Below are 24710 nucleotides of genomic sequence, written 5' to 3'. Positions count from 1 at the left end.
CGCTGGCAGTTATATTCAGTCTGGAATGCTTCAAGGACGAGCTGCTGTTCAAGATTCAATATTTTCGTCGTCGCTTTGATCGCTTTTAAAAGCTCATGCAAATCCGGAATGGTTGCTTCATATATGTTCATCATCGACAGAAGCAGATCCTGAAACGCTCCCATATACCATTTCGGTTCAAGGCCGATCCGCAAGTGGATGGAAGCGATGCGCTGTCTTTTTTCAATGAATTCATCATCAATTGTGCCGGCGAACATCTCATGGATATGACGCCGTAATGTTTTTTTCAGGCGCTCGACCGTGCTGTGGTCGTTAATGATCGTCATTAATGATTTTTCGTGATCCAGGTTTCGGTAAAAGGAATCGACGATTGTTGAGATATGTTCTTTAATTAACGGCTGCAGCTCTTCAAGCACATGAAGTTCTTCGTTTCCGAGCCTGACCATTTTCAGCTGTTTTTGGACATCTGCATATTGATTTGAAAGCGCGATGCGTTTTTTTCCATCGGCTTCTGAAAAATATGCTGTTTCTTTTTTGCGGTCTTTTTTAAATAACAATATTAGTTCCCCCAGATATTCTCTTTTTCTTTTTATCGGTTTGGAAGGAACTTGAATGAAGGAATCTGATAAAAATATTTTAATGCGGAAAAAAATAAAACCATTCGTACAGAATGGTTTAGTCAATCTTGGGCGAGACGTTTCAGCGGCTTGATGGCGGGACCTTCGGCAACCCCGCCGTCGGGTGTGAACCGGGACCCGTGACATGGACAGTCCCACGTCCGTTCGCCGTCATTCCATTCAACCTCACAGCCTAAATGGGTGCATGTCGTATCGACAAGATGCAGACAGCCTTTTTCATCTTTATAGGCGCCGGCCCGTTTGCCGTTTACTGTTACGATTTTTCCCTCCCCGGGCCCAAGACTCTCAGGCGAAGCGTCCGGCCTCTCAAGTTTGCCCGAGATAAGGTGTTTGGCCACGTCGGCATTATAGGAAATCAGTTTTTTCAGTCCGGGATCTGCGTGGAAGCGTGACGGAATAAACAGGCCGGAAAACGGGTTCTTTTTGTTTTGAATATGATCAGCCAAAAGCTTCGCGGCGAGCGCTGAGCTTGTCATGCCCCATTTTTTAAAACCGGTCGCCGCCAAAATATGTTCTTCATCGCCTGAGATCGGACCGATGAACGGAATTTTGTCAAAGGTGACAAGGTCTTGTGCAGACCAATGATATGGGATGCTTTCAACTCCGATTGTGTCTTCCGCAAATTGTTTCAGCGCTTCGTAATGCCCGGACATTTCTTTTCCTTGGCCTGTTTTGTGGCTTTCACCGCCGACAAGCACCAGTTTTTCACCGTTCAAATCGGTGTATCGCAGTGATCTGGACGGCTTGTCTATGCTGAGATACATCCCGTCCGGATACGCTTGTTTCGGTTTTACCGCGAGTACGTAGGATCTGCTGGCATACATTCTGGCGGCATAAAGCCCGCCTCCGTCATAAAAAGGAAAGTGGGAAGCGCAGACAATGTAGCTGCACTTGATGCCGTGTCTGTTTTTCGTGACCACTTCCGGCTGCGGTTCTTTTTTTATGTCGATCGCAGCCGTCTGTTCAAAAATCCGCGCCCCGTTTTTAACGATCTCTTTGACGAGCGCCGCACCATATAAAAGCGGATGGAATTGCGCCTGATTCTTCATGGCGAGGCCGAGCCTGCAATCAACGGGGACGGGAAGTTCTTTCACAAGCTCGTGTTCAATACCGAGCTTGGTATAAGCTTCCTGCTCACTGCGCATTTTTTTGACGCCTGATTCTGTATTGGTGTAAAGATATGCGTCTTGTTCAATCAGTCTGCAGTCAATCGAAAGGTCCTTGATGATCTGCTTCATGTCTTCCATGGCGCGGAGATGGGCTTCGAAATACAGCCTTGCGCTGGTCAGGCCGATCTGCTGAATAAGATCGGCATAGATGAAATCATGCTGGGCGGTGATTTTTGCGGTCGTGCCCGCGGTCGTCCCGTTTAAAATCCGGTCTGCTTCAATGACAGCGACACGGAAACCTCTTTTCGTCAGTTCGTATGCCGTTGTCAGGCCCGTAATTCCTCCGCCGATCACCGCAACGTCACATTCCGTATCTTCAGTGAGGGCGGGAAAGGAAGGAATGTCAGCTGTTGCTTTCCAATAGGAAGCCGGTTCCTCGTTTGAAAAAGTAGTCAATTCAGATTTACCTCCTCTGTTGTATATTCTTAATTTTTCCAATAAGACTCTGTTCATACATGAAATTCGTATAAGATGCTCAAATTACTCATAATATAGTAATTAATGTAAAGGAGTGATCAAAATGGCGAATCAGAAGAAGAAAACCTTGCCGCCGCAGCATCAAAACCGGCAGCCGGGCTTTGAATATGTAATGGACCCACGCCCCGTTTTTGACAAACCGAAAGCGGCGAAAAAACTTGAAGGGAAAACGGCGATCATCACGGGCGGAGACAGCGGGATCGGCCGCGCCGTATCCGTTTTATTCGCAAAGGAAGGCGCTAATGTGGTCATCGTTTACTTTGATGAGCATCAGGATGCCGAAGAGACGAAGCAATATGTAGAAAAAGAAGGGGCGAAGTGTCTGCTGATCGCAGGGGATGTCGGCGACGAAGCCTTTTGCAACGATGTCATCCGCCAGGCGGGCCAAGCCTTTCCTTCCATTGACATCCTGGTCAACAACGCGGGTGAGCAGCACGTGCAGCCGGGGATTGAGAAAATCACGAGCCACCAGCTCATCAGAACGTTTCAGACGAATATTTTTTCAATGTTTTACTTGACGAAAGCCGCGCTCCCTCACCTGAAAAGAGGAAGTTCAATCATTAATACGGCCTCCATTACCGCCTATAAAGGCCACAAAACATTGATTGACTATTCAGCGACAAAAGGGGCGATCGTCACGTTTACAAGATCTCTTTCCCAATCTCTTGTCACTCAGGGCATCAGGGTAAACGCAGTGGCGCCGGGGCCGATCTGGACGCCGCTGATCCCGGCGAGCTTCTCGGCGAAGGAAGTGGAAGTCTTCGGCTCAGACGTGCCGATGCAGCGCCCGGGAGAGCCTGTTGAAGTGGCGCCGAGCTATTTGTACTTAGCAAGCGATGATTCTTCCTATGTCACGGGACAGACGATTCATGTGAACGGCGGCACCATCGTAAACGGATAATGTAAAAAAAGCCAATCCATATGGATTGGCTTATTCACTCTGTTTGAGAGCGGCATATTCTTTTGAAAGCGTGAGGAACGCTTCTTTATTTTTATCATCAAGCGCCTTATTAATCTGCATTGTCAGCATGGCGATCCGGCGTTTATACAAGGATTCATCAAGCACCATTTGAATGTAAATATCGGCCATTGTCACATCGAATTCGTTTGCTTTTTCCGTGTTGCGGGACTTCATGAGCTCAGTGTACGACTTTTTCTCTTTCATAAAGAATCCCCCCAATGCCTTTTTTATAGTATATGGATAACGGCCGGAAAAATCAATTAATTTTTATAATCTTTAGATAACTAATACTTGGAAATATATCGACATATCCTGCAAATTGACGAAAAAACGAAAATGATCATTGTATAAATGAGGTGAAATGAAAAAGAAAAATAATATTTAAATAGTAATTTAAGACTAAATTACAGCTTTAAAAGGTGATTTTTAGCTATATTCAAAAAAAACCTGTCGTTTTCCAATGACAGATGATAGATTATTAGTATAAATTTTCAAGAAAAGGATTGGAGGCTGCACATCATGTGCCAGAAAACACACGCACCCTTAGAAAGCTACGAAGTAAATCGTTCAACCATCGCTGTTTTGCCTGAGGAAATAGACGGTAAAATGGGGTCGAAGGTCATTGAAAAAGACTGCATTCTGTATGTCAGCATGAAGCCGATTCACATCATCGACAGAAGCTGCCGCTACTTTGGCTCCAGCTATGCCGGGAGAAAAGCGGGAACATATGAAGCGATTAAAATTTCTCACAAGCCGCCGATTATGGTGGACCCTTCAAATCACATCTTTTTATTCCCTACACTTTCTTCTGCAAGGCCTCAATGCGGCTGGATATCTCATGTGCACGTTAAAGATTTTCAACCGACGGCATTTGATGACACAGCGGTCACGTTCTCAAACGGCAAAACGATGGAACTGGAAGTATCCTATCATTCTTTTGAAAATCAGGTTTACAGAACCGCCTATCTCAGAACCACTTTTCAGGACAGGATGGGCAGTCATATCCCGAAGCGGCAGGAATTCATGCTGTATCCGAAAGAAGAGCGGACAAGAATGATCTACGACTTTATTTTGCGGGAGCTGGGGGAGAGATATTAGAGAAAGCTGTGATGTGAAGGGACGGGCCCTTTCCTTTTGGGAAGGGCTTTTTCGATTTACATGCCCGGATAGAGTTGTATCGTGTCCGTCTGTTGGCTATGATGATGTAAAGAGTAATGATATTTCATTTTAGGAGAGATGGGCATGGATGTGTTTGCAAAATATGTATCAGAAATCGATAACCCGGATCACCGTCTCAAAGCAGAGGAAATTTTGTCGTGGACGGCTGACCAATTTCCGAACTTAGAAGCGCAGATCAAGTGGAACAAACCGACATTTACCGATCACGGCACCTATATCATTATGTTTGCCGCGGCAAAAAATCATTTGAGCATTTTACCTGAAAAAGAGACGATGGAGCATTTTGCCGATGACATCGCCCAAGCCGGGTACAGCGCTTCTTCACGCCTGTTCAGAATTCGGTGGACTGATCCGGTGCACTATGATCTGCTTAAGAAGATCATCGAATTTAACATCAAAGAAAAAGCTGAAAATCCGGGGTTTTGGCGCTAGCGGACGTGATGTTGAAGGAGGAAGACATGGACGTTTTCAAAGACTATTTATCAAGTATCGACAGCCCTGACCATCGTCTGCGAATGGAGGAAATCCTGTCGTGGACGTCTGAGCAATTCCCGGGTTTAACACCGCAGATCAAGTGGAACACGCCGATGTTTACCGATCACGGCACGTTTATTATCGGCTTTGCGGCAGCAAAGCATCATGTAAGTGTTTCTCCCGAAGAAGCTGGAATTGCGCATTTTGCCGACGACATTGCCCGTGCCGGCTACAGCGCTACTTCCCGTTTGTTCAGAATTCAATGGACTGAACCGGTGCATTATGAGCTGCTTGAAAGCATGATTCAATTCAATATTCAGGATAAGGCGGACTGCTCAGCGTTTTGGCGGAAATAATGAAAGAAATGTTAAAAAAACAACCCTGAGGAGGGCTGTTTTTTTATTAAACGTAATCCGAAAAATAAGGGATTTGCGTATCCGGCAGACCCTTACGAAACGCACGATGACAGAAATCGTGCGTTCAAAATTCTTTATTTGACGACAGACATGCTGACGCTGCTGCCTGACACTGTCAATTTGGCAAAATCCTGTGTATCAATCACAGGTGTGACTGCTTTATTGTCGATCGTGATGTTCGTAAAGGCTGTCGAGAAGTTTGATTTGATGTAAGGGCGCTGATCCTCTGATGTGACCGCGACGGTGGCGAGCGCTTTCCATTTTGAGACAGAGCCTACATTGGTTTGGGCGAGTTCTGAGATGATGCGGCCGGTGTATCCGTCATTATTCGTGCCCCAATATGTGGCGCGGGTATTGCCGTTCAGATTTTTGTAAATGGTCAGCTGTACGGTGCTGCCGGGCCGGAAGCCTTTCGTATAAGTGAATTGGCTTTCTCCTTCCAGATACCGGACCTGGCCTTGTCCCTTTGAACCGACTTTCATGATCGGTTTCCATACATGATAGGTGTCACTGTACTGAAGCCCGATATCAGCCTCTGTGCCTCCGGTAAATCCTGAGTAAATATAGGCTGTCCCATTTGACACCTGAATCGAGCTTGGAAGCTGAATTTTCGTGACGAGAACTGAGCCCGTGCTGTTCAGATAGGCCCTTCCGCCGATTCCTTTACTGAGCTGGGACGCCGCTTCCGCCGTATTGGGACTGATCACCCCCGGAATATCCGCCGTACATGCGCCGAATAGAACGGCTGTAGTGAGAACACCCGCAACAAGCCCTTTTTTCATCATCATTTCTCCTCCTATCATCATAGTCAGATAGCGCTATCAATTCATATTATAAAAGGTTTTGGGAAAAATTCCATAAAAGATATACGGGCGGACGTAAATTGAAACTATTTTCCTATTCATCTTGTAAATGGAGATTATTTGAACTATGATATGTTCAGTCATACAACATGATTCAGGAAAGGGGATAGGATAGAAATGAAAAAGACGGCAGCTGTGCTTTTGTCTTTCGGCCTGGTGTTCGGTTGTTCATACGGAGCGGGGCAGACGGCAGAAGCGAAAACAAAGGTAAAAACGTATCAAAACTGTAAGGCGCTGAATAAGGTGTATAAGGGCGGCGTGGCCAAATCGTCGAAAGTGAAAAACAAGGGCGGCAGAACAAAGTACAAGCCGTATGTATCAAAAGCGCTTTATAATGCAAATAAAAGACTTGACCGGGATAAAGACTATATCGCATGTGAGAAATAAAAAAACAAGCCTCTTTAAAGAGGCTTGTTTTTTTAAATGGATTCGGCGGTGACGGCGGTTCCGTATCCGATTAATTCGGATGTGTTCTGTCCTGCGGTCAGTTCGAACCGCAGGCCGACGATGGCGTTCGCTCCGAGCTGATCCGCCTCTCTGATCAGCCGCTCTTTCACCGCTTTTTTGGAGTCTTCCAGCATTTCGGTATAGCTTTTCAATTCGCCGCCGACGACAGATTTTAAGCCTGCAAGCAAATCTTTTCCGATGTGACGGGACTGGACGATACTGCTTGTCACCAAGCCTTTTACTTCCGTAATCTGTTTTCCGGCGACGGTTTCGGTCGTTGTCATGATCATGCGGCTTTCCCCCTTCATGTGTCTTACCGCTATTTTATCATTAAGCCGCCTTTTCGGCTGCGCTGATTTGTTTTTTTCTGACTGCGGCGCTGACGGCAAACATGACGGCAATGTTCAGAACCAGCGCGATGATGCCTGTATTCATATCCTTAACGATCTGCGGAAGAAACGGAAAGAGGGTTCCGACGGTTGATTCGGTCAGCGTAATGAAGGCCACTGTTCCGACCCCGGCCGTTATGCCGGCAAAAGCGCCGTGGCTTGTGATGAAACGCCGCTTCGGCAGGCTGAATAAGAGGGCGGGGAAAAGCTGGGTGACAAGGCTGTAGCCCATTAAAAGCAAGGTGACGATGGTATTTCCGCCTTTCAGCGTAAAATATACGGAAATCAGCGCGATAACGGGTACGGCGTATTTTGCGAGCCGTGAGACTTTTTCGTCAGTCGTGCCGGGCAGAATGGCTTTGTACACATTTTTGGCGAACAGCGTGCTTGAGGCCATTAATATCATTGAACCGGGTACAAGCGCCGTCAGGATGCCCGCCGATCCGATCAGCCCGACAAACCAGGGATCAAAGGTTTTCACAGACAGCTTTAATAAGGCGAGATCCGTGTCCGCCCCTTTTAAACCGGGCACCTGCAGAATCGCCGCAAATCCGGTAAAGATGACAAACAGCAGGACGAGCTGATAAAGAGGCATGATGATCGCGTTTTTCCGAAACACCCGCGGATGCTCCGCCGAATAGGAAGCGGCAAAGGTATGAGGCCACATATAAAAGCCGAGGGCGGTCAGCAAAACCGTTGAGCTGAACCAGGAAACGCTCTGTCCGGTTTCCGGCAGCGTGAGAAAACCGGGTTTTGCGGCGTCAATTTGTTTGAACATCTCCGTAAACCCGCCGTAATAATGAATGGGCAGATAAATACCTAAATACAGGACGATGCCTAAAATCATGATATCTTTGACGACGGATATCCACGCTGAACCGTGGATTCCTGAAACCATCACATAAATCGTGATGGAGACAGCGCCGATCCAGACAGCGGCGGAGGGCGGAATCTGTCCGTATGACGTTGCTGAAACAATTAATCCGAGCCCTTTCAGCTGCAGGACGAGATAGGGGATGAGGGATGCGATGCCGACGAGCGATACGAGAATGCCGAGGAGCGGGCTGTTGTATTTTGAAATGAAAAAATCTGATTGCGACATCAGTTTGTGTTGTTTGGCGTAAGTCCACACGGCTGGCAGAAGCCAATATGACAAAATGTAGGCAAGGCAGCCGTACGCGATAATATAAAAGGCCGGGCCTCCTTTTCCGTAAGCCCATCCGCTTCCGCCGAGGAATGTAAAGGTCGTGTATATTTCTCCCGCCATTAATAAAAAGACAAACATCGTGCCGAAGCCGCGTCCGCCCACCGTCCATTGTTCAAGGTCCATATGTTTTCCTTTTCGGGCCCGGATTCCGAGATATACACAAAACAGGAGCACGGCGGCCATTACGGGAAATGCTGCATTCATTCCGTCTCACCCGCCTTGTTTTCTTTGTCCAATTTGTAAACGGCGGCCATCAGAACGGAAGTCAGCACCGCCCAGATGACGACATATGCAAGAATGAAAGGCATTCCGAAAACATAAGGCGTCACCCGGTTGGCAAATGGAATGCCGGCGAGAATTCCGAAAAAGGGCAGGGCGGCGAGAACATGAATCAGTTTCATAACATTCCTCCTTTTCATTGAAAACAGCGTGTCCCGATTATAAAGAAAATCATGTCGAATGTATAGTGTGAATAGTCTGAATTTTATTATCTGAAAAGGAAAAGCAGGCCCGGCTGCTTTTTAAATGGTCGCAAGAGACAGGTAATATTCCAATAAGGCGGTGACCTGTTCCCGTATTCTCGGGTTGAAATAACGGTGTTTTTCTTCATAGCCGTTAATGGTGCATATATAAAGCGTAAATGCTTCGTCTCTTTCCGCTTCGTATATTTTAATTTTACGCTTTCTTAACTCTTTTCGAACATCACTCAAATCCTTTTGTGCTAATTTTAAAGAGCAGCTGATAAGCTGTTTATAGGGTTGTTTTAATTTGAACGGGCACGAATCAAGCGCTTCGAGGTCCCGGTTCAGGATGGCTGCCGCCATGGGCAGAAACAGCCCTTTTTCGATGAGATCGCGGGTGCCGCTCCGAATGTCAGGCATAAATACTCCTTCTTTCTTAAAAACGAGAACGTTTGTTCTTATTTTATACTCGCTTACACGATATTTCAAGACGGAAAATCTCGTAAACATTTTCGTTTTTTGGAGATAATGTGTAGAATAAGGATAGACAAACTCGTTAAGGAGTATAAACGTTGGAGCAATTTTTATCATATTTGACTGAGGAACAGCTGACGGAATGGTTCCAAAGCTATAGAGCTTTCGGCCCGGCGGCTGCGGCTGTATTGCCTTTTATTGAAGCGTTTCTTCCGTTTTTGCCGCTCGTTGTATTTGTGGTGGCGAATACGAATGCATTTGGTTTGTGGGAAGGTTTTTTTCTGTCATGGCTCGGGTCTGCGTCAGGATCGATGCTGATGTTTTATGCCGTCCGCCGTTTCGGACAGAAAAGAGCTTTCGGTTTCATCCGCAGGCATCAGACCATAAGGCGGATGATGCTCTGGGTTGAGCGGCACGGTTTCGGTCCGCTGTTTATTTTACTTTGCTTCCCCTTTACGCCGTCCGCTGCGGTTCATATCGTTGCCGGTCTGTCACGGGTAGGGGCGCTGCAGTTTATATCAGCAGCCGCGATGGGGAAAATGGTTATGATCTTTATGATCAGTTTTATCGGGTATGATCTTCACGCACTCATTACACAGCCTTTCAGGATGGCGGGCGCCATAATGGTGATCGCGGTGCTGTGGTATGCCGGAAAGCATATCGAACGGCGTTTACAGACGAGAATCAGTCAGCATGAGAAAGACGGAGGGAGACAGGAATCTTGAAAAAACGATTTTGGTTTATAGCCGGCGTGCTTATCGTTGTTTTGGCCATACAATTAAAGAATGCCATTTTTATTGATTATAAAGTCGAAGGAATCAGCATGAATCCGACCTTTAAACAAGGAAATGAGCTGATGGTCAACAAGTTTTCCCATCGTTACAAAACGATCCGCCGTTTCGATATTGTTCTGTTTAAAGGCCCGCACCGCAAAGTGCTGATCAAACGTGTCATCGGGCTCCCCGGCGAGTCAATCGCATACAGGGAGGATCAGCTGTATGTGAATGGAAAACGGGTGGCGGAACCGTTTTTAAAACCGTTAAAGTCATCATTGTCCGCCGGGAGCCATGTGACCGGTGATTATACGCTGAAGGAAACGACCGGGCGCAAAAGCATACCGAAGGGACAATACTTTGTTATTGGCGACAACCGCATATACAGCCTCGACAGCCGTCATTTCGGTCCGATTAAGGATAAAGACATTGTCGGAGTCATCAGTGAATCAGACGCCAAGTGAACGGCGTCTTTTTTTCGGAAATGATTGTAAAAAAGCGGAGGAAAGACTATAATGAAAATTGTTACGCGCGAAACAAAAAAGGAGGCGTTTTATTTTTCGTATTTTTGTTACGCGCGCAACAAAAATATGAAAGAGGGCTGATGAAATGAAAACACAGGCTGCCATTATCGGGGGAGGTCCGGTCGGGCTTATGCTTGCATCAGAACTGGCGCTGGCCGGAGTGAAAACGACTGTCATTGAACGATTGAAGAAGACGGTGCCGTATTCCAAAGCGCTTATCATGCATCCGCGCACACTTGAGCTTTTTGCCATGAGAGGCATATTGGAACGCTTCTTGGAAAAAGGGACGAAGGTGTCTTCCGGCCATTTTTCCATGCTGGATACACGGCTGGATTTTTCTCGGCTGGATACGAAGCAGAATTATTCGTTAATGCTGCCACAGGCAGAAACGGAGCGGATGTTGGAGGAGTATGCATCAAGTCTCGGCGCAGACATCATCCGCGGGGCGGAAGCGGTGGCTGTTACCCAGACGGATGACGGAGTGGAGACGGTGTTCCGGGACGAAAGCGGAATCCGCACTCTTCACAGCTTATATGCCGCGGGTACAGACGGAGCGGGGAGCATTGTCCGGAAACAGGCGGGCATCGCTTTTTCGGGCACTGATGCCGACTTAACAGGAACCCTTTGTGATGCCGCTTTGAAACATCCGCCCGAATCTTCCTTTTTTTCAACGTGCCGGCTGGAGGGATCGGTTGTGATTATCCCTCTTACGGACGGACTTTTCCGCGTCCTCATCGTTTCTCCGCACGTCCCGCAAAAGCGGAAGGAAGAGCGGGTCACCGAAGATGAGCTGAAAGAAGACCTGCGGCGGATATGCGGCACTGATTTCGGATTGAGTGATCCGGTATGGATGTCGCGGTTCGGCAATGCCGAGCGTCAGGCTGAGCAGTACCGCTCCGGCCGGATTTTTGTGGCCGGGGATGCGGCGCACATTCATTTTCCCGCAGGCGGCCAAGGCCTGAATACGGGGCTTCAGGATGCCGTCAATCTCGGCTGGAAGCTGGCGGCGCAAATGAAGGGAAAAGCGGCGCCTCATCTTCTGGACAGCTATCATCAGGAAAGGCACAGCACAGGAAAAGAAGTGCTGCACAATATCAAAACGCAGATAAAGCTCATGGATTTTACCGAGTCGGGGATGGCATTAAGAGAAACGATGACCGCTTTGCTGGATTTTCAGGAGTCCAACCGTTTATTGGCGGGAAAAGTATCCGCGCTTGATCTGCATTATGAACCGGATGCGGAGCTGCCGCCGCATACCCTGAACGGAAAACGCCTGCCGGATATCGAACTGACCCTTCATGACGGGCGGCCGGCCCGGCTGTATGATTTTCTCCGCAAGGGCGGCTTTGTGCTTCTGTCATTAAGAGGGAGCATTCCCGCCGGTATTGATACGGACAGCGTGGCGGCAGTCAGGGCGGAGCTTGCTGAAACACGTGCCGATTGGAATGACGTCCACACCGTTTTAATCCGGCCGGACGGCCATGCGGCATGGGCAGCCGGCGGCTCGGGACGTGAAGCGGAAGAAGCCGTTCTGGCCGGTTTGGAGAGATGGGGATTATTCATCTGATAACCTTTTTATGCGCCTGTGTGATTGTTTCTTATGTAACAAAACGTTATAGTAAAAGAAACAATCAATACGGAAGGGTGACTCAGCAGTTGGACAGAAGACAGCCAGACCATGCAAAACACATGATTCTTGAAGGGCTGACCGATATTTTTCACGAGCAGGAGAGGTGTCAGGAGGATATCAGGGCGTCGTTGGCCGGACGGATGGATGAACTCCGCGAAGGAAACGGGAAAAAATTACAATTGACCTTGACGGAAATTCACATTTTGTCGTGTATCGGAGATCATGAACCGATCAATGTCACGTCAATAGCGGAAAAAATGAAGACGACAAAGCCGACCGTGTCGAGAAGCTGCGCGAAGTTTTTGGAAGCCGGCTTTCTGCGCAGAACCCGGCTGAGCGACAATAAAAAAGAAGTCTATTTCCGGCTGACTCCTGCCGGGAAAGAGCTGCATTCCCTTCATCATGAATATCATGAATTGATAAAACAGCGGCTCTTGGCGTTTTTAGACCGCTATACAGATGAAGAACTGTTATTTGCTGAACGGCTGTTCCGTGATCTGTCAGCAAACTGGCGGTCTGTAAATGGCGGCGGAGAGCTGTTCAAATAAAAAACACGCATATGGATGCGTGTTTTTTTATTCGGATCATGTTCCTCTTTCTGCCCGGCCTCTTTCGCCGTGTGCCCGTTTCAGCTGAGAAAGGTGGTGCAGCAGCCGATAGAAGGGCGGAAGCATGGCGATGACGAGAACGATCCGGATGACCTGAACCGCGACGACGAAAGTCGAGTCTTCGTGCAGGGTGATCGAAGTCGCCGCCATCTCGGCGATCCCGCCGGGAGAAAAGGCGAGAACAGATGTAATCATGGAGATGCCCGTTAATTTAGAAACCGCAACCGCGCTCAGAATCATGGCGGCGATTAATCCGACGGAAGAAATAAATCCGACGGTCAGCACTCTCGTCACACCGGTGAACATGCTTTTGTACATTTTTGATCCGATTGTGGCGCCGAGAAAAATTTGTGACAGCTGGTTCGCTTCCGGCGGCCACCAGGCCAGCATGTCTTTGCCCGCCAAGGCGGACACGCCGATTTCCGCAGCAGCAACGCCGATCATGCTGCCGAGCAGCCAAGGGGCGGGGAATTTCAGCCGTTTTGCGCCTTTACTTGCAAGCCAGGCAGCTAAAATAAATCCGGCCGTTAACAAGACGGGAATAAGGCCCGGATGTGAAGCTCCTGCTGAAACGGCTCCGGCTGATGTCTGAGCCGCACCGTTTTGTTTAGTAAATAAGAAAATGACGAGAAACGGTATTGTCATGACGACCAAAAGGACGCGCGTCAGCTGAATAAGGCTTACAATCGCGGTGTTTGCGCCGACTTCCTGGGCGATACCCGGCATGGCGGATAAACCGCCCGGCGCCGTTCCTACAAAGCTTGTCATCATGTCCGTCCGGCTGAACCGAAAGAGCACATATCCGGAAACAAGCGCCATCACGATAGAGAAAATCAGCATGAAGCCTACCGGAAGCCAATGCTCCCGTAAAACCGACAGAACGGACAGGTTCAGTTTCTGGCCGAGTTCGATGCCGAGGATCATTTGTCCCGCCGCAAGCCATCTGCGGTGAATCCCTCTTCTGTCAGGCGCCATGAACAGCCAGCGGGGCCTCGTCATGGAGAGGATGCAGCCGGCGGCAAGCGTTCCGAGCATCCAGGCGATCGACATCCCTGTGAGCGAAAGAAGAAACCCCCCTGCCGCACTGATGAGAATAAACCAGATATCCGTAAGGAGATGTTTGTCTTTCTTCAATGAAAACCCTTCTTCCTGAAACATTCATATTAAATTGTTAAGCTCGTTAACCTTACTATTACTATAGTATAGATTTTGAGATAAATAAATAATGAATTATTTCTCATAATCCATTCATTTTTCTTATCGAAAACACAAAAAAAGCTCCGGAGATGGGTGAGTGCACCCTACTCCGAAACCTCGCCCGCTTTTCCTTTCCACACAAGCGTCAATCCCAGACCGAGAAATAAAACCACACCTGCGAACAGAAACGGGAAGTGAATATTCATATCAAATAAAATACCGCCCAGAGCCGGGCCGAAAATGGTGCCCAAACTCGTGTATGTTGAGTTCATACCGGCAACAAACCCCTGCTGATTTCCTGCGATCTTCGATAGATAAGTAGTCAGTGCCGGGCGCAGTAAATCAAACGCAAGGAAAATGATGCAGGTGACAGCGAGCACGGGCAAAAACCCTGACATCACCGTAGAAACGAAAGCCAGCACAGCGCCGATGATCAGACAAAGCTGAATGACTTTTTTCTCCCCGAGGAAGTTGACAAGTCTGCCGAACGCGAGCACTTGAATGAGGACTGCCACAATGGAGCTGAACGTAATAATAATGGCGATATCCTTTGGCGTGAAGCCGAATTTATGGTTTGTAAATAAGCTGAACACCGTTTCATACGCCGACAGCCCGAATGCCAAAACAAAAACGATGATAAAGGCGATCAAGTAGCTTGGATGAATCGACTTTTTCAAATCTTTTAAGAAGGTTGATTCTTTGGCGCTTTCCATCTGCTTTGCGCGTTCTTCTTTAGTTAACGGCTCTTTCAGCATAAAGACAGAGGAAATCACTGCGATAAATGCAATTCCCGCCGCAAAGAAAAACGGCATACGAACGCCGTGATCGGCAATAAATCCTCCTATGCCGGGCCCGATGATAAACCCTGTGCTGATGGCGGCAGATACATAGCCCATCGCCTTCGATCTTTCCTGCACCGTCGTAATATCTGCGACATACGCTGTAACGGCGGGCATGATAAAAGCGGCACTGATGCCCCCCAGCACCCTTGCGAAATATAAAATAGAGACATGTGTGCCCAATCCGAAGGTCAGCTCGGATAATGCGAACAAAAACAGTCCGGCGAGAATCATGATTTTTCTGCCGAAGCGGTCAACCCATCTCCCCGCAATGGGGGATGCAATTAATTGCGCGACGGCGAAGGCAGCGACAAGGTATCCCATTGTGCTGCCCGTCAAGTGCATCACATTCATAAACAGCGGCATAACGGGAATGATCAATCCGATGCCTAAAAACGCAATAAATATGTTGCTTAATAAGATGATGAGTACAGCCTTTTGTTCTCTGATCGGTTTTTGCATGTTGTTTCTCCTTTGTCAGCTGTCATTCAGTTTATCAGCGTTGATCGACCCGTGAATAAACACGGAGATGGCTTCTTTTTGCAATTCGATTCTTTGCTGAATGGTATCGTTTTTATATAACACATCTAAACCGTAGAAGACGGATAGCAGGATTTTTACTTTTGATTCGACATGATGAATGGACCAGCTTCCGTCTTGATTTCCTTCTTCTAAGATCTCTCTCATCACATCGTCATATTCAATATCAATTTTGTTGAGCCGCTTTACGACCTCCTCTGACGTAAACGCACTCGCATAAAACTCTTCACTTGCTCTCATAAGCGGGTAATTGATGCTCATCCGGCTCAGCAGCTCCGCAAAGCCCGTCAGCTTTTCGGCAGCATCTTTCAGATCAGCTTCCATTTCCCTCCACGTCTCGATCATCACACGGTGATCCTCTTCCATGATATGAAGAAACAGAAACTCTTTTCCTTTAAAATGGTGATAAAGATTGCCTTTACTGATCTCGGCCGCCTCTAAAATATCCCGAATCGATGTTTCTGAATATCCTTTTTTTGCAAATAAGTCACGCGAAGCGGATACGAGCCTGTTCTTCGTCTTTTCGCTCTTTCCGGCACCGCCTTTTGTATTTGTCACTTCACACAGATCCTTTCCGCCTCATTCATATCGTTGTCCCGGCAAAGCGGGGCTCGGTTCGTTTAAAACCGACCAGTTGGTTTATTTTATTATAAAGGGTTTTTGCTGACTATACAATGAAGAAGTTATCCATTGTTTAGTGGAAGTATAAAAACGGCTCGAAAAATAAACCCCATTCTCTCCTGTTGAAAGAACGGGGTTTGCCGTCTATGACTCCCAGCGGGGAGCGTCTGAATCGTTATTTTCCGGTATTTACCTCGGTGTAGCTTGTGTTCGGCGCGTTTGATACCGTTCCCCCTGTATGGTGGAAAGGAGAGTGGGCCATATCGTATAAAAACCAGACGGCATGACGCTGCTCGTCAAATGCCGTGCGGGCAAATAACCGTTTCGCTTCCGGATGCACCGCTCTATCGGATGCCTGTAAATAAAAATCATTCGTTTTCTGCTCATCATAAAACGCCGCCCTCAGTCCTTCTCTGTATGTGTGCGGACAATGCTCCGTCTGTTTCGGCGTCAACTGTTTTCCGGTAATTGACGTATACAGTGAAGAGAAAGCGTGCATGTGGCGCACTTCTTCCTCTCTGATATGTTCGATTCGTCTTCTGATTTCTGCGGTCGGCGCTTTTTCGGCTAATATTGAGTAGCAAATCACAGCGCTGTATTCACCGTTTATGGATTTTACCAGATCCTTTATAAGCACAGAATCGTCACTGCAGATGGCTGTATAATGAAAAAAATTCTCGTGCATTGGACTCACCCCCGGATGTTTATAGGGTATTATACGGCGGCAGCCCGTGACATGTGCGGATGTCATTTTTATTCTTGATCCAGCGGCGATGTAATATGGTCGTCGTATGTGTCGACAAAAAGCCGGCCGTTGCTTCCGCGCACAGCGTATACGACGTCTTCCGGTTTGAGGTTTCTCTTATCCAATTCTTCTCTCAGCCATTTTTCCGATACGTGGTTTTCTTCCAGATTTTTCATCACCAGCCGGCCGTCCATAATCAGCTCAACGGCAAAGTTCTTTTCATGTCCGGCAAAGATGCCGAGATCCTGCCTTGTAACGGGCGCAAATTCCGGTTTGACCTCCACTGACATGCTGCCGTTTGTTTCAATGATGGCAGTCTGAACCTGAGAAATGTCAAATACATCATTTTCACGAAGCTGCTGGTTCAAGTAGTCGAGGGTATAGCGCATCTTTTTCATATTATGCTCAAGTATTTTTCCGTTTTGAATGATAATGGTCGGTTTGCCTGCAAAGAAACCCCTGGCAGCTCTGTTTTTCATAGAAAGATATGCGACAAGATAAATGATAACCACAAAAATCGTGTAAGCACTGACAGTAAAATGAATCGGCAGTTTTGTATTAAACGACAGATTGGCTGTGATGGCGCCGAGCGAGATGGCCGCAATGAAATCAAAAAGCGTCATCTGTGAAATGGTTTGTTTTCCGAGTATACGGGCGCCGATAAACAGAATGCTGAACGACAGAATCGTTCGCACAATCACTTCGGGATATTCTGACATCATATTTAATCCTTTTTTTCTTTAATTTGGTCAAAAACGATATGTTTTAAAACAGTCATCCCGTTTTTACCAGCAGATGAGATTGGTCATTTTCGTCAACTTTCGATAAAATGTAGAAAGATAAAAAGAGAGGGGTCTTCTAATTTGGGTGTTGAGTTTTTAGTAGGCAGATCGGGGAGTGGGAAAACGAGGCTGATTATCGACAGCATTCAAGATGAACTGCGCCGGGAGCCGTTCGGGAAACCGATCATTTTTCTAGTCCCGGATCAAATGACGTTTTTAATGGAATATGAGCTTGCTAAAACGCCGGATATCGGCGGCATGATACGCGCTCAAGTGTTCAGTTTTTCGCGTTTGGCGTGGCGCGTGCTTCAGCATTCCGGGGGCATGAACCGTCCGTTTGTGACGACGACGGGTGTGCAGATGCTTTTAAGGAAACTGATTGAAGAACATAAGCACGATTTTAAAGTGTATCAAAAAGCGAGTGACAAAGCCGGATTCACTGAGCAGGTGGAACGGATGCTGACAGAGTTTAAGCGGTACTGTATTGAGCCTGAAGACGTCCGCCGCATGGCGGAAAGCGGAACGGCGTCAGAGTATCGCGGAGAGCGGATGCTGTCTGAAAAACTTCATGACTTAGGCATTTTATATCAGCAGATGGAAAGAAGCCTCGCCGGACACTATTTGCATTCGGAGGATTATTTGACGCTGCTCGCTCAGCAGATTCCTTTGGCGGACGTTGTAAAAGGCGCCCGTGTTTACGTCGACGGATTCTATCAATTTACGCCGCAGGAATTAAGGGTGCTGGAGCAGCTGATCATGCATGCTGAACATGTCACATTCTCGCTGACGGCGGACAGCCCTTCGGCGGAACAGGCACCGGATGAGCTCGATCTGTTCAGAATGACGGGAAGCACATACTATAAGCTTTATCAGACGGCAAAGGAATTGAATGCCGATATTTCCTGCAAGGAACTGCATGGCACGAAGCGGCATCGGCATGTGCCGGAGCTTGCCTGCATAGAGTCGCAGTACGATGTGCGCCCCGCCGCGGCGTATACCGGCGGACAGGAAGCTTTTACCGTCATGCAGGCGCAAAACAGAAGAGCTGAGCTCGAAGGTATTGCCCGGGAAATTCAATCGCTTGTCCGGGACGGAGGATACCGGTACAAAGATATGGCGATTCTCATCCGTCAGCCGGAAGATTATAAAGATTTGCTGAAGGAAGTGTTTGCCGATTACGGGCTTCCTTATTTTATTGACGGAAAAGCTTCTATGCAGCATCACCCGCTTATTGAATTCATCCGTTCAAGCCTGGATGTCGTGAAGGGGAACTGGAGATATGAAGCGGTGTTCCGCTGTGCGAAAACCGAACTGTTATTCCCGCTTGATCAGCCGGAGCAGAAAATAAGAGAGCAGGTAGATCAGCTTGAAAATTACTGTATCGCCTACGGCATTAAAGGGGAGCGCTGGACGAACGGCGAGCGGTTTGTATACAGGCGCTTCGTATCGCTCGATGAGGATTTCGCGCAGACGGATCAGGAAATCGAGATGGAACACATGCTGAATGAGACGAGAGAGTGGATAGCTGCACCCCTTATCCGGCTGCAGAACCGGATGAAAAAAGCGAAAACGGTTCAAAGCATGGCGGAGGCTCTTTATCTCTTTTTGGAAGATACCGATGTTCCCCTGAAGCTGGACCGGAAAAGGCAGCGTGCCGAAGAGGCCGGAAACATGATCGAAGCGCAGCAGCACGGCCAGGCGTGGGATGCCGTTATCCAGCTTCTCGAGGAGTTTGCCGGCATGATGGGTGAAGATGAAATATCTTTGGCGCTGTTCCAGCAAATGCTTGAAACGGGAACGGAATCGCTTCATTTTTCTTTAATTCCTCCTGCGCTTGACCAAGTATTTGTAGGGAATATGGATCTCTCAAGAATATACGGCACGTCCTGCACATTCGTCATCGGGGCCAATGACGGCGTTCTTCCGGCGCGCCCGGATGAAAACGGCGTGCTGTCTGATGATGACCGGGAGTGGCTGAAAGCGGTCGGAGTGGAGCTGTCTTCCGCGGGGCGTGAGCGGCTGCTTGATGAGCATTTTCTCATCTATATGGCGCTGTCGAGTCCGTCTGACCGTCTTTATGTGTCATACCCGATTGCCGATGCGGAAGGAAAAACGCTCCTGCCGTCAATCGTTGTAAACAGGCTTGGCGAGCTGTTTCCCGATCATCAGGAAAAGCTGTCAGCGGCTGATCCCGAGCAGGTAAGCGAAGAAGAGCAGCTTCAGTATCTCGTCAATAAACAGGTGGCTCAGACGTATACGGCAAGTCAGCTCAGGCTGTGGACAAGAGAGTACGAGATCAGTGACGTATGGTGGAGCGCATACAATGTGCTGATGAAAGAGTCTGATCACCAGCGTGCGAAAAAGCTGTTTTCAAGCCTGTTTTTCCGCAATGAGGCGAAGCGTCTTGAACGGCCTGTTTCGCGCCAGCTTTACGGCGAGCATATTAAAGGAAGCGTCTCCCGGATGGAGGCGTTTAATGCCTGCCAGTTTTCTCATTTTGCATCTCACGGGCTGCAATTAAAAGAGCGGCAGTTTTTCAAGCTGGAAGCGCCGGATATCGGCCAGCTGTTTCACTCCAGTCTGAAGCTGATTTCAGACCGGCTTCGTGAGCAGAAGCTGGAATGGCGCGATCTGACGAAAGATCAGTGCCGGAATTTCTCCTATGAAGCGGTGGAACGGCTTGCGCCAAAGCTGCAAAAAGAGATTCTGCTCAGCTCAAACAGACACTTTTACGTGAAGGAAAAACTGCAGAAGATTGTCACGCGTGTTTCTGGCATATTAAGCGAGCATGCGAAGGCGAGCGGTTTCGTCCCGGTCGGTCTTGAACTCGGTTTCGGCGGAAGCGGACCGCTGCCTCCGCTCACTTTCACGCTGAAAAACGGCTGTACGATGGAACTCGTCGGACGGATCGACCGCGTGGATAAAGCGGAAAGTTCAAAAGGCCTGCTGCTGAGAATCGTTGATTATAAATCAAGCGACAGGGGGCTTGATCTGGCTGAGGTGTATTACGGGCTCGCTCTGCAAATGCTCACATATCTTGACTTATCGATTACACATTCTGCGGATTGGCTCGGCATGAAAGCGACCCCGGCAGGCGTTTTGTATTTCCATATCCATGATCCGATGATTCAGGCCAGTCTGCCGATGGGGCTTGATGAAATCGAGCAGGAAATTTTCAAGAAATTTAAAATGAAAGGCCTTCTCCTCGGTGACCGGGAGGCGATCAGCCTGATGGACACGACTTTGGAGGAAGGGCGTTCAAATATCGTCAATGCCGGTTTGAAAAAGGACGGGTCTTTAAGATCCGACTCAGCGGCGGTCAGCGAACAGGACTTTCATCTGCTGACAGACCATGTGCGGCGGACATTTGAACAGGCGGGCGAAGCGATAACGGACGGGCTTGTGTCCATTACCCCGTATAAGCTGAAAGATAAGACGCCTTGTACGTACTGTGCGTTTAAATCGGTGTGCCAGTTTGATGAGTCGCTTAAGGAAAATGAATACCGCAGCCTGAAAGCGGAAAAAGACGGCACCATACTGGATTGGCTGAAAAAGGAGGCGGATGATGATGCAAATTCCTAAACCGAAAGACAGCATATGGACGGATGACCAATGGAGCGCCATCGTTTCTTCCGGCCGCGATATTCTTGTCGCTGCCGCAGCCGGATCAGGTAAAACGGCCGTGCTCGTGGAACGGATGATCAGAAAGATAACCGCGGAGGAAGATCCTGTTGATGTTGACAGGCTCCTTGTGGTGACCTTTACAAACGCCTCAGCAGCGGAGATGAAGCATCGGATCGCTGAAGCATTAGAAAAAGAGCTCGCCAAAAATCCGGGATCTCTGCATATCAGACGGCAGCTCTCTCTATTAAATCGGGCGAGCATTTCGACGCTTCACTCTTTCTGTCTGCAAGTGCTTAAAAAATATTATTATATGATTGATCTTGACCCCGGTTTTCGGATGGCTGACCAGACGGAAGGCGAATTGCTCGGAGACGAAGTGCTTGATGAGCTGTTTGAAGATAAATACGCAAAAGGGAATCAGGCGTTTTTTGAGCTTGCGGACAGATATACGACAGACAGGCATGATCTGGATCTTCAAGACCTTGTCAAACGGGTGTACGAGTATTCCCGGTCGCATCCTGACCCGGAAGCGTGGCTGCAGAGCTTTGTCCGCTTGTATGACGTGACGGAAGAAAGCAAAATGGAAGAGCTTCCGTTTTACCAGTATGTGAGAGAAGATGCGGAAATGGCGCTCTTCGGGGCAAAACAAAAGCTTGAGAAGGCGCTTGAACTGACAAAAGCGCCCGGCGGGCCGGCCCCGCGCGCTGGTCATTTTCTGGATGACCTTCAGCAGATAGAAGAGCTGATCAGCTGCCGGCATGACTTCGATGCGCTGTATGAACGGGTCCCCGCAGTCTCATTTAAGCGGGCGAAGCCGGTAAAGGGTGATGAATTTGACAAAGCGCTTTTGGACGAAGCGACCGATTTGCGAAACGGCGCGAAGAAACTGATCGAAAAGTTAAAGACCGATTACTTTACAAGAAGTCCGCAAGATCACTTGAAGAGTTTAACAGATATGAAGCCTGTCATCGAAACGCTCGTTCAGCTCGTGATATCGTACGGAAAACGATTTGAAGCGGCGAAACAAGAAAAATCAATTATTGATTTCTCAGATTTGGAACATTACTGCCTGGCAATTTTAACTGCAGTTGATGAAGAAGGCCGGCGGGTGCCGAGCGAAGCGGCCGTTTATTATCAAGACCAGTTTCATGAAGTTCTGGTTGATGAATATCAAGATACCAATCTTGTGCAGGAGTCTATCCTGCAGCTTGTGAAAAGCGGGGATGAAGAGGCGGGAAATCTGTTTATGGTAGGCGACGTTAAACAATCGATCTACCGTTTCAGACTTGCTGAGCCGCTGCTGTTTCTCGGGAAATATAAAAGGTTTACAGAAAGCGGGGAAGGCGCGGGGCAAAAAATTGACCTGAACCAAAATTTCCGCAGCCGTTCCGATATTTTGGACAGTACGAATTTCTTGTTTAAGCAGCTGATGGGCGGAAAAATCGGCGAAGTGGACTACGATGAACAGGCGGCATTGAAGCTCGGCGCATCGTATCCGCCGAATGACGCGGCAAAAACGGAACTGCTGCTGATTGACAGCGCTGATGACGCAGACAGCTCCGAGGATGCCGAAGACTTTGAAACCGTGCATTGGGAAGCGAAAGCGATAGCCGGGGAGATCCGAAAGCTTGTCTCGTCTCCGTTTAAGGTCTATGACGGCAAAACAAAAACACACCGGAATATCCAGTACCGGGATATCGTGATTTTGCTGCGCTCCATGCCGTGGGCGCCGCAATTAATGGAAGAGCTGAAAAACCAGGGCATTCCGGTGTACGCCAATTTGACGTCGGGTTACTTTGAAGCCGTGGAGGTGGCTGCGGCGCTTTCAGTCTTGAAGGTGATTGATAATCCGTATCAGGATATTCCGCTTGCTTCCGTGCTGCGCTCGCCCATCGTCGGCTGTGACGAAAATGAACTTGCGCTGATACGCCTTGAAAAGAAAAAAGCGCCGTTTTATGAAGCGCTGAAAGCATATATAGCGAACGGTGACAGGCATGATGAACTGTATCAAAAACTGAGAACCTTTTATGACAGTCTGCAAAAGTGGCGGTCATTTTCGACGAATCATTCGGTGTCTGAGCTGATTTGGGAAGTATACCGCGATACCGGATATTTTGACTATGCAGGCGGCATGCCCGGCGGAAAGCAGCGCCAGGCCAATCTGCGCGTCTTGTATGACCGGGCGCGCTCGTACGAAGCGACGGCGTTCCGCGGGTTATTCCGCTTTTTGCGGTTTATTGAACGGATGCAGGAGCGCGGCGATGATCTGGGGACCGCCCGTGCGCTCAGCGAGCAGGAGGATGTCGTTCGGCTGATGACGATCCACAGCAGCAAAGGACTTGAATTTCCCGTCGTTTTCACCGCCGGACTCGGCAGAAGTTTTAATATGATGGATCTCAACAAATCATACCTGCTTGATAAAGAGCTCGGTTTCGGCACGAAGTATATTCATCCGGAACTCAGAATCAGCTATCCGACTCTTCCGCTTGTGGCGATGAAGAAAAAGATGCGCAGAGAGCTCTTATCCGAAGAATTGCGCGTATTGTATGTGGCGCTGACCAGAGCGAAGGAAAAGCTGTTTCTCGTCGGTTCCTGCAAAAACCGGGAAAAACAGCTGGCCAAATGGCAGGCGCAAGCAGACCGGGCCGATTGGCTTCTTTCTGAATTCGACCGCTATCAGGCGTCATCTTATTTGGACTTTATCGGGCCGGCGCTCATCCGCCACCGTGACATGGAGGCGCACAGGACGCCGGGACTTTCTTCGACTGAGGATATCGCGCGCGACCCGTCGCGTTTTCACATCCGGATGCTTCAGCAAAGTGAATTGCTGGAAGAGAATCCAAAAGAACGTGCTGAAGAAAAGAGCAAACGTCTCAAGGCGATACAGCAGGGCGAGCCGATTCCTGGTTCGTTTTCATTTGATGATCAGGCGCGCCGTCTGCTTGAATGGGAATATCCGTACCGAGAGCTGACGGCTATCAGAACGAAGCAGTCAGTTTCTGAGCTGAAGAGAAAGCAAGAGTACGAGGATGAATACAGCGGCCGCTCTCTCATCAAACCGTCAGGAGACACGCTTTTATACAGGCGTCCCGGTTTTATGATGAAAGAAGGGCTGACAGCCGCCGAAAAAGGGACGGCGATGCATACGGTGATGCAGCACATACCGCTGACGCACGTTCCGACTGCCGAAGAAGCAGAGCGGACGGTCCGGATGCTTTACGAAAAAGAGCTGCTGACAGAAGAGCAGCAGGAAGCCATTGATATAGAAGAAATTGTCCGGTTTTTCGGAACTGAAATCGGTAAAGACCTTCTCGGAGCGCTGCGGATTGACCGGGAAGTGCCGTTCAGTATGGCGCTTCCGGCCGGCGAGGTGTACAAGGATGCCGAAACGGCCGGTGAACCGCTGCTCGTGCAAGGGATTATTGACTGCCTCTACGAAACTGCGGACGGTCTCTATTTGCTGGACTATAAAACAGATCGGATAGAGGGGAAATTCCGGAATGGATTTGAAGGCGCGGCTCCGATTCTGCAAAAAAGATATGAAACACAAATCGAATTGTATACAAAAGCGGTTGAACAAATTACAAAAACGAAAGTGAAAGGGCGTGCGCTCTATTTCTTCGATGGAGGTCACGTTCTTACACTGTAACGAGATCCGAAGCTCCTTTTTGG

At 48.5% G+C, this 24710-nt stretch carries 23 protein-coding genes and 1 pseudogene; 11 read left to right on the top strand and 13 right to left on the bottom strand.

All coding sequences use genetic code 11. The features are described 5' to 3' along the window. Positions 1 to 23: 23 nt before the first annotated feature. Together AC2CGA_RS05735 and AC2CGA_RS05730 are read right to left on the bottom strand one after the other, a co-directional pair. A pseudogene (locus AC2CGA_RS05735) lies at positions 24 to 764 on the bottom strand (protoglobin domain-containing protein); the annotation flags it as partial. Further along, positions 680 to 2203: an FAD-dependent oxidoreductase gene (locus AC2CGA_RS05730; protein ID WP_484480147.1), complete on the bottom strand. Its 1524-nt coding sequence runs from the start codon at positions 2201 to 2203 to the stop codon at positions 680 to 682. The pseudogene AC2CGA_RS05735 and the gene AC2CGA_RS05730, both read right to left, overlap by 85 nt. Positions 2204 to 2327: 124 nt before the next feature. Between AC2CGA_RS05730 and AC2CGA_RS05725 the strand changes: the two genes are divergently transcribed. Further along, positions 2328 to 3185, top strand: a complete 858-nt coding sequence (locus AC2CGA_RS05725) for an SDR family oxidoreductase (protein WP_003155182.1) — start codon at positions 2328 to 2330, stop codon at positions 3183 to 3185. 30 nt (positions 3186 to 3215) lie between these two features. On the opposite strand, the gene AC2CGA_RS05720 is transcribed toward AC2CGA_RS05725, so the two are convergent. Then, positions 3216 to 3449: an IDEAL domain-containing protein gene (locus AC2CGA_RS05720; protein WP_003155181.1), complete on the bottom strand. Its 234-nt coding sequence runs from the start codon at positions 3447 to 3449 to the stop codon at positions 3216 to 3218. A 315-nt stretch (positions 3450 to 3764) separates the two neighbouring features. Here AC2CGA_RS05720 and AC2CGA_RS05715 point away from each other — a divergent pair, with 315 nt between their 5' ends. The 3 genes from AC2CGA_RS05715 to AC2CGA_RS05705 all read left to right on the top strand — a co-directional run bounded on the left by AC2CGA_RS05715 (position 3765) and on the right by AC2CGA_RS05705 (position 5254). Then, positions 3765 to 4343, top strand: a complete 579-nt coding sequence (locus tag AC2CGA_RS05715; RefSeq protein WP_003155179.1) for a competence protein ComK — start codon at positions 3765 to 3767, stop codon at positions 4341 to 4343. Between the two features lie 144 nt (positions 4344 to 4487). After that, positions 4488 to 4856, top strand: a complete 369-nt coding sequence (locus AC2CGA_RS05710) for an iron chaperone (protein WP_003155175.1) — start codon at positions 4488 to 4490, stop codon at positions 4854 to 4856. Positions 4857 to 4882: 26 nt separating this feature from the next. Continuing rightward, positions 4883 to 5254: an iron chaperone gene (locus AC2CGA_RS05705; RefSeq protein ID WP_044053077.1), complete on the top strand. Its 372-nt coding sequence runs from the start codon at positions 4883 to 4885 to the stop codon at positions 5252 to 5254. A 134-nt stretch (positions 5255 to 5388) separates the two neighbouring features. Here AC2CGA_RS05705 and AC2CGA_RS05700 read toward each other — a convergent pair whose 3' ends face one another. After that, positions 5389 to 6099 (bottom strand): YrpD family protein, encoded by a 711-nt coding sequence (locus AC2CGA_RS05700; RefSeq protein WP_003155170.1) that lies wholly within the window; start codon positions 6097 to 6099, stop codon positions 5389 to 5391. A gap of 195 nt (positions 6100 to 6294) precedes the next feature. On the opposite strand from AC2CGA_RS05700, the gene AC2CGA_RS05695 reads away from it, so the two are divergent. Further along, positions 6295 to 6564, top strand: a complete 270-nt coding sequence (locus tag AC2CGA_RS05695) for an excalibur calcium-binding domain-containing protein (RefSeq protein ID WP_003155168.1) — start codon at positions 6295 to 6297, stop codon at positions 6562 to 6564. A 32-nt stretch (positions 6565 to 6596) separates the two neighbouring features. Here AC2CGA_RS05695 and AC2CGA_RS05690 read toward each other — a convergent pair whose 3' ends face one another. From AC2CGA_RS05690 to AC2CGA_RS05675, 4 genes are all read right to left on the bottom strand, one after another. Further along, positions 6597 to 6914 (bottom strand): YbjQ family protein, encoded by a 318-nt coding sequence (locus tag AC2CGA_RS05690; RefSeq protein WP_025852049.1) that lies wholly within the window; start codon positions 6912 to 6914, stop codon positions 6597 to 6599. Between the two features lie 40 nt (positions 6915 to 6954). Continuing rightward, positions 6955 to 8424 (bottom strand): sodium:solute symporter family protein, encoded by a 1470-nt coding sequence (locus AC2CGA_RS05685; protein WP_025852048.1) that lies wholly within the window; start codon positions 8422 to 8424, stop codon positions 6955 to 6957. Next, positions 8421 to 8621: a DUF3311 domain-containing protein gene (locus AC2CGA_RS05680; RefSeq protein ID WP_003155162.1), complete on the bottom strand. Its 201-nt coding sequence runs from the start codon at positions 8619 to 8621 to the stop codon at positions 8421 to 8423. The genes AC2CGA_RS05685 and AC2CGA_RS05680 overlap by 4 nt, the downstream gene beginning before the upstream one ends. 120 nt (positions 8622 to 8741) lie before the next feature. Then, positions 8742 to 9101, bottom strand: coding sequence for a YhjD family protein (locus AC2CGA_RS05675; protein ID WP_012117241.1), 360 nt, complete (start codon positions 9099 to 9101; stop codon positions 8742 to 8744). Between the two features lie 152 nt (positions 9102 to 9253). Here AC2CGA_RS05675 and AC2CGA_RS05670 point away from each other — a divergent pair, with 152 nt between their 5' ends. From AC2CGA_RS05670 to AC2CGA_RS05655, 4 genes are all read left to right on the top strand, one after another. Beyond that, the gene (locus tag AC2CGA_RS05670; RefSeq protein ID WP_003155159.1) at positions 9254 to 9880 is read left to right on the top strand and encodes a TVP38/TMEM64 family protein; all 627 of its coding nucleotides are present in this window, start codon (positions 9254 to 9256) and stop codon (positions 9878 to 9880) included. Continuing rightward, positions 9877 to 10392, top strand: coding sequence for a signal peptidase I (gene lepB / locus AC2CGA_RS05665; RefSeq protein WP_003155158.1), 516 nt, complete (start codon positions 9877 to 9879; stop codon positions 10390 to 10392). Before AC2CGA_RS05670 ends, lepB begins: the two co-directional genes overlap by 4 nt. A gap of 145 nt (positions 10393 to 10537) precedes the next feature. Further along, complete coding sequence (locus tag AC2CGA_RS05660; RefSeq protein WP_003155157.1) at positions 10538 to 12019, top strand: monooxygenase; 1482 nt, start codon at positions 10538 to 10540, stop codon at positions 12017 to 12019. A gap of 89 nt (positions 12020 to 12108) precedes the next feature. Continuing rightward, positions 12109 to 12630, top strand: a complete 522-nt coding sequence (locus AC2CGA_RS05655) for a MarR family transcriptional regulator (RefSeq protein ID WP_003155156.1) — start codon at positions 12109 to 12111, stop codon at positions 12628 to 12630. A gap of 36 nt (positions 12631 to 12666) precedes the next feature. Here the strand turns inward: AC2CGA_RS05655 and AC2CGA_RS05650 are convergent, their stop codons facing one another. From AC2CGA_RS05650 to AC2CGA_RS05630, 5 genes are all read right to left on the bottom strand, one after another. Further along, positions 12667 to 13824: an AbrB family transcriptional regulator gene (locus AC2CGA_RS05650; protein ID WP_014304750.1), complete on the bottom strand. Its 1158-nt coding sequence runs from the start codon at positions 13822 to 13824 to the stop codon at positions 12667 to 12669. A gap of 167 nt (positions 13825 to 13991) precedes the next feature. Beyond that, positions 13992 to 15188, bottom strand: coding sequence for an MFS transporter (locus tag AC2CGA_RS05645; RefSeq protein WP_003155154.1), 1197 nt, complete (start codon positions 15186 to 15188; stop codon positions 13992 to 13994). Positions 15189 to 15203: 15 nt separating this feature from the next. Continuing rightward, positions 15204 to 15824 carry a TetR/AcrR family transcriptional regulator gene (locus AC2CGA_RS05640; protein ID WP_014304751.1) on the bottom strand — a complete coding sequence of 207 codons (621 nt, stop codon included), beginning with the start codon at positions 15822 to 15824 and terminating at the stop codon, positions 15204 to 15206. A gap of 238 nt (positions 15825 to 16062) precedes the next feature. Then, positions 16063 to 16572, bottom strand: coding sequence for a ferritin-like domain-containing protein (locus tag AC2CGA_RS05635; protein ID WP_014304752.1), 510 nt, complete (start codon positions 16570 to 16572; stop codon positions 16063 to 16065). Positions 16573 to 16640: 68 nt separating this feature from the next. Continuing rightward, positions 16641 to 17354 (bottom strand): DUF421 domain-containing protein, encoded by a 714-nt coding sequence (locus AC2CGA_RS05630; RefSeq protein WP_081317817.1) that lies wholly within the window; start codon positions 17352 to 17354, stop codon positions 16641 to 16643. A gap of 141 nt (positions 17355 to 17495) precedes the next feature. Between AC2CGA_RS05630 and addB the strand changes: the two genes are divergently transcribed. Then, a complete protein-coding gene (gene addB / locus AC2CGA_RS05625) occupies positions 17496 to 20996 on the top strand; it encodes a helicase-exonuclease AddAB subunit AddB (protein WP_101311913.1) in 3501 nt (1166 codons plus the stop codon). Beyond that, positions 20983 to 24687, top strand: a complete 3705-nt coding sequence (gene addA, locus AC2CGA_RS05620) for a helicase-exonuclease AddAB subunit AddA (protein ID WP_139885304.1) — start codon at positions 20983 to 20985, stop codon at positions 24685 to 24687. Before addB ends, addA begins: the two co-directional genes overlap by 14 nt. The last annotated feature ends 23 nt before the right edge of the window (positions 24688 to 24710 follow it).

It is taken from the genome of Bacillus sp. SYZHCR11 (assembly GCF_057196865.1).
Note: the sequence above shows the minus strand (reverse complement) of the source record. Positions and strands in the feature narration are given on the sequence as shown.

Coding starts and splice junctions, on each gene's coding strand:
- AC2CGA_RS05725 (WP_003155182.1), top strand. CDS start 2,328: ATGGCGAATCAGAAGAAGAAAACCTTGCCGCCGCAGCATCAAAACCGG.
- AC2CGA_RS05720 (WP_003155181.1), bottom strand. CDS start 3,449: ATGAAAGAGAAAAAGTCGTACACTGAGCTCATGAAGTCCCGCAACACG.
- AC2CGA_RS05715 (WP_003155179.1), top strand. CDS start 3,765: ATGTGCCAGAAAACACACGCACCCTTAGAAAGCTACGAAGTAAATCGT.
- AC2CGA_RS05710 (WP_003155175.1), top strand. CDS start 4,488: ATGGATGTGTTTGCAAAATATGTATCAGAAATCGATAACCCGGATCAC.
- AC2CGA_RS05705 (WP_044053077.1), top strand. CDS start 4,883: ATGGACGTTTTCAAAGACTATTTATCAAGTATCGACAGCCCTGACCAT.
- AC2CGA_RS05700 (WP_003155170.1), bottom strand. CDS start 6,099: ATGATGAAAAAAGGGCTTGTTGCGGGTGTTCTCACTACAGCCGTTCTA.
- AC2CGA_RS05695 (WP_003155168.1), top strand. CDS start 6,295: ATGAAAAAGACGGCAGCTGTGCTTTTGTCTTTCGGCCTGGTGTTCGGT.
- AC2CGA_RS05690 (WP_025852049.1), bottom strand. CDS start 6,914: ATGATCATGACAACGACCGAAACCGTCGCCGGAAAACAGATTACGGAA.
- AC2CGA_RS05685 (WP_025852048.1), bottom strand. CDS start 8,424: ATGAATGCAGCATTTCCCGTAATGGCCGCCGTGCTCCTGTTTTGTGTA.
- AC2CGA_RS05680 (WP_003155162.1), bottom strand. CDS start 8,621: ATGAAACTGATTCATGTTCTCGCCGCCCTGCCCTTTTTCGGAATTCTC.
- AC2CGA_RS05675 (WP_012117241.1), bottom strand. CDS start 9,101: ATGCCTGACATTCGGAGCGGCACCCGCGATCTCATCGAAAAAGGGCTG.
- AC2CGA_RS05660 (WP_003155157.1), top strand. CDS start 10,538: ATGAAAACACAGGCTGCCATTATCGGGGGAGGTCCGGTCGGGCTTATG.
- AC2CGA_RS05645 (WP_003155154.1), bottom strand. CDS start 15,188: ATGCAAAAACCGATCAGAGAACAAAAGGCTGTACTCATCATCTTATTA.
- AC2CGA_RS05635 (WP_014304752.1), bottom strand. CDS start 16,572: ATGCACGAGAATTTTTTTCATTATACAGCCATCTGCAGTGACGATTCT.
- AC2CGA_RS05630 (WP_081317817.1), bottom strand. CDS start 17,354: ATGATGTCAGAATATCCCGAAGTGATTGTGCGAACGATTCTGTCGTTC.
- addA (WP_139885304.1), top strand. CDS start 20,983: ATGCAAATTCCTAAACCGAAAGACAGCATATGGACGGATGACCAATGG.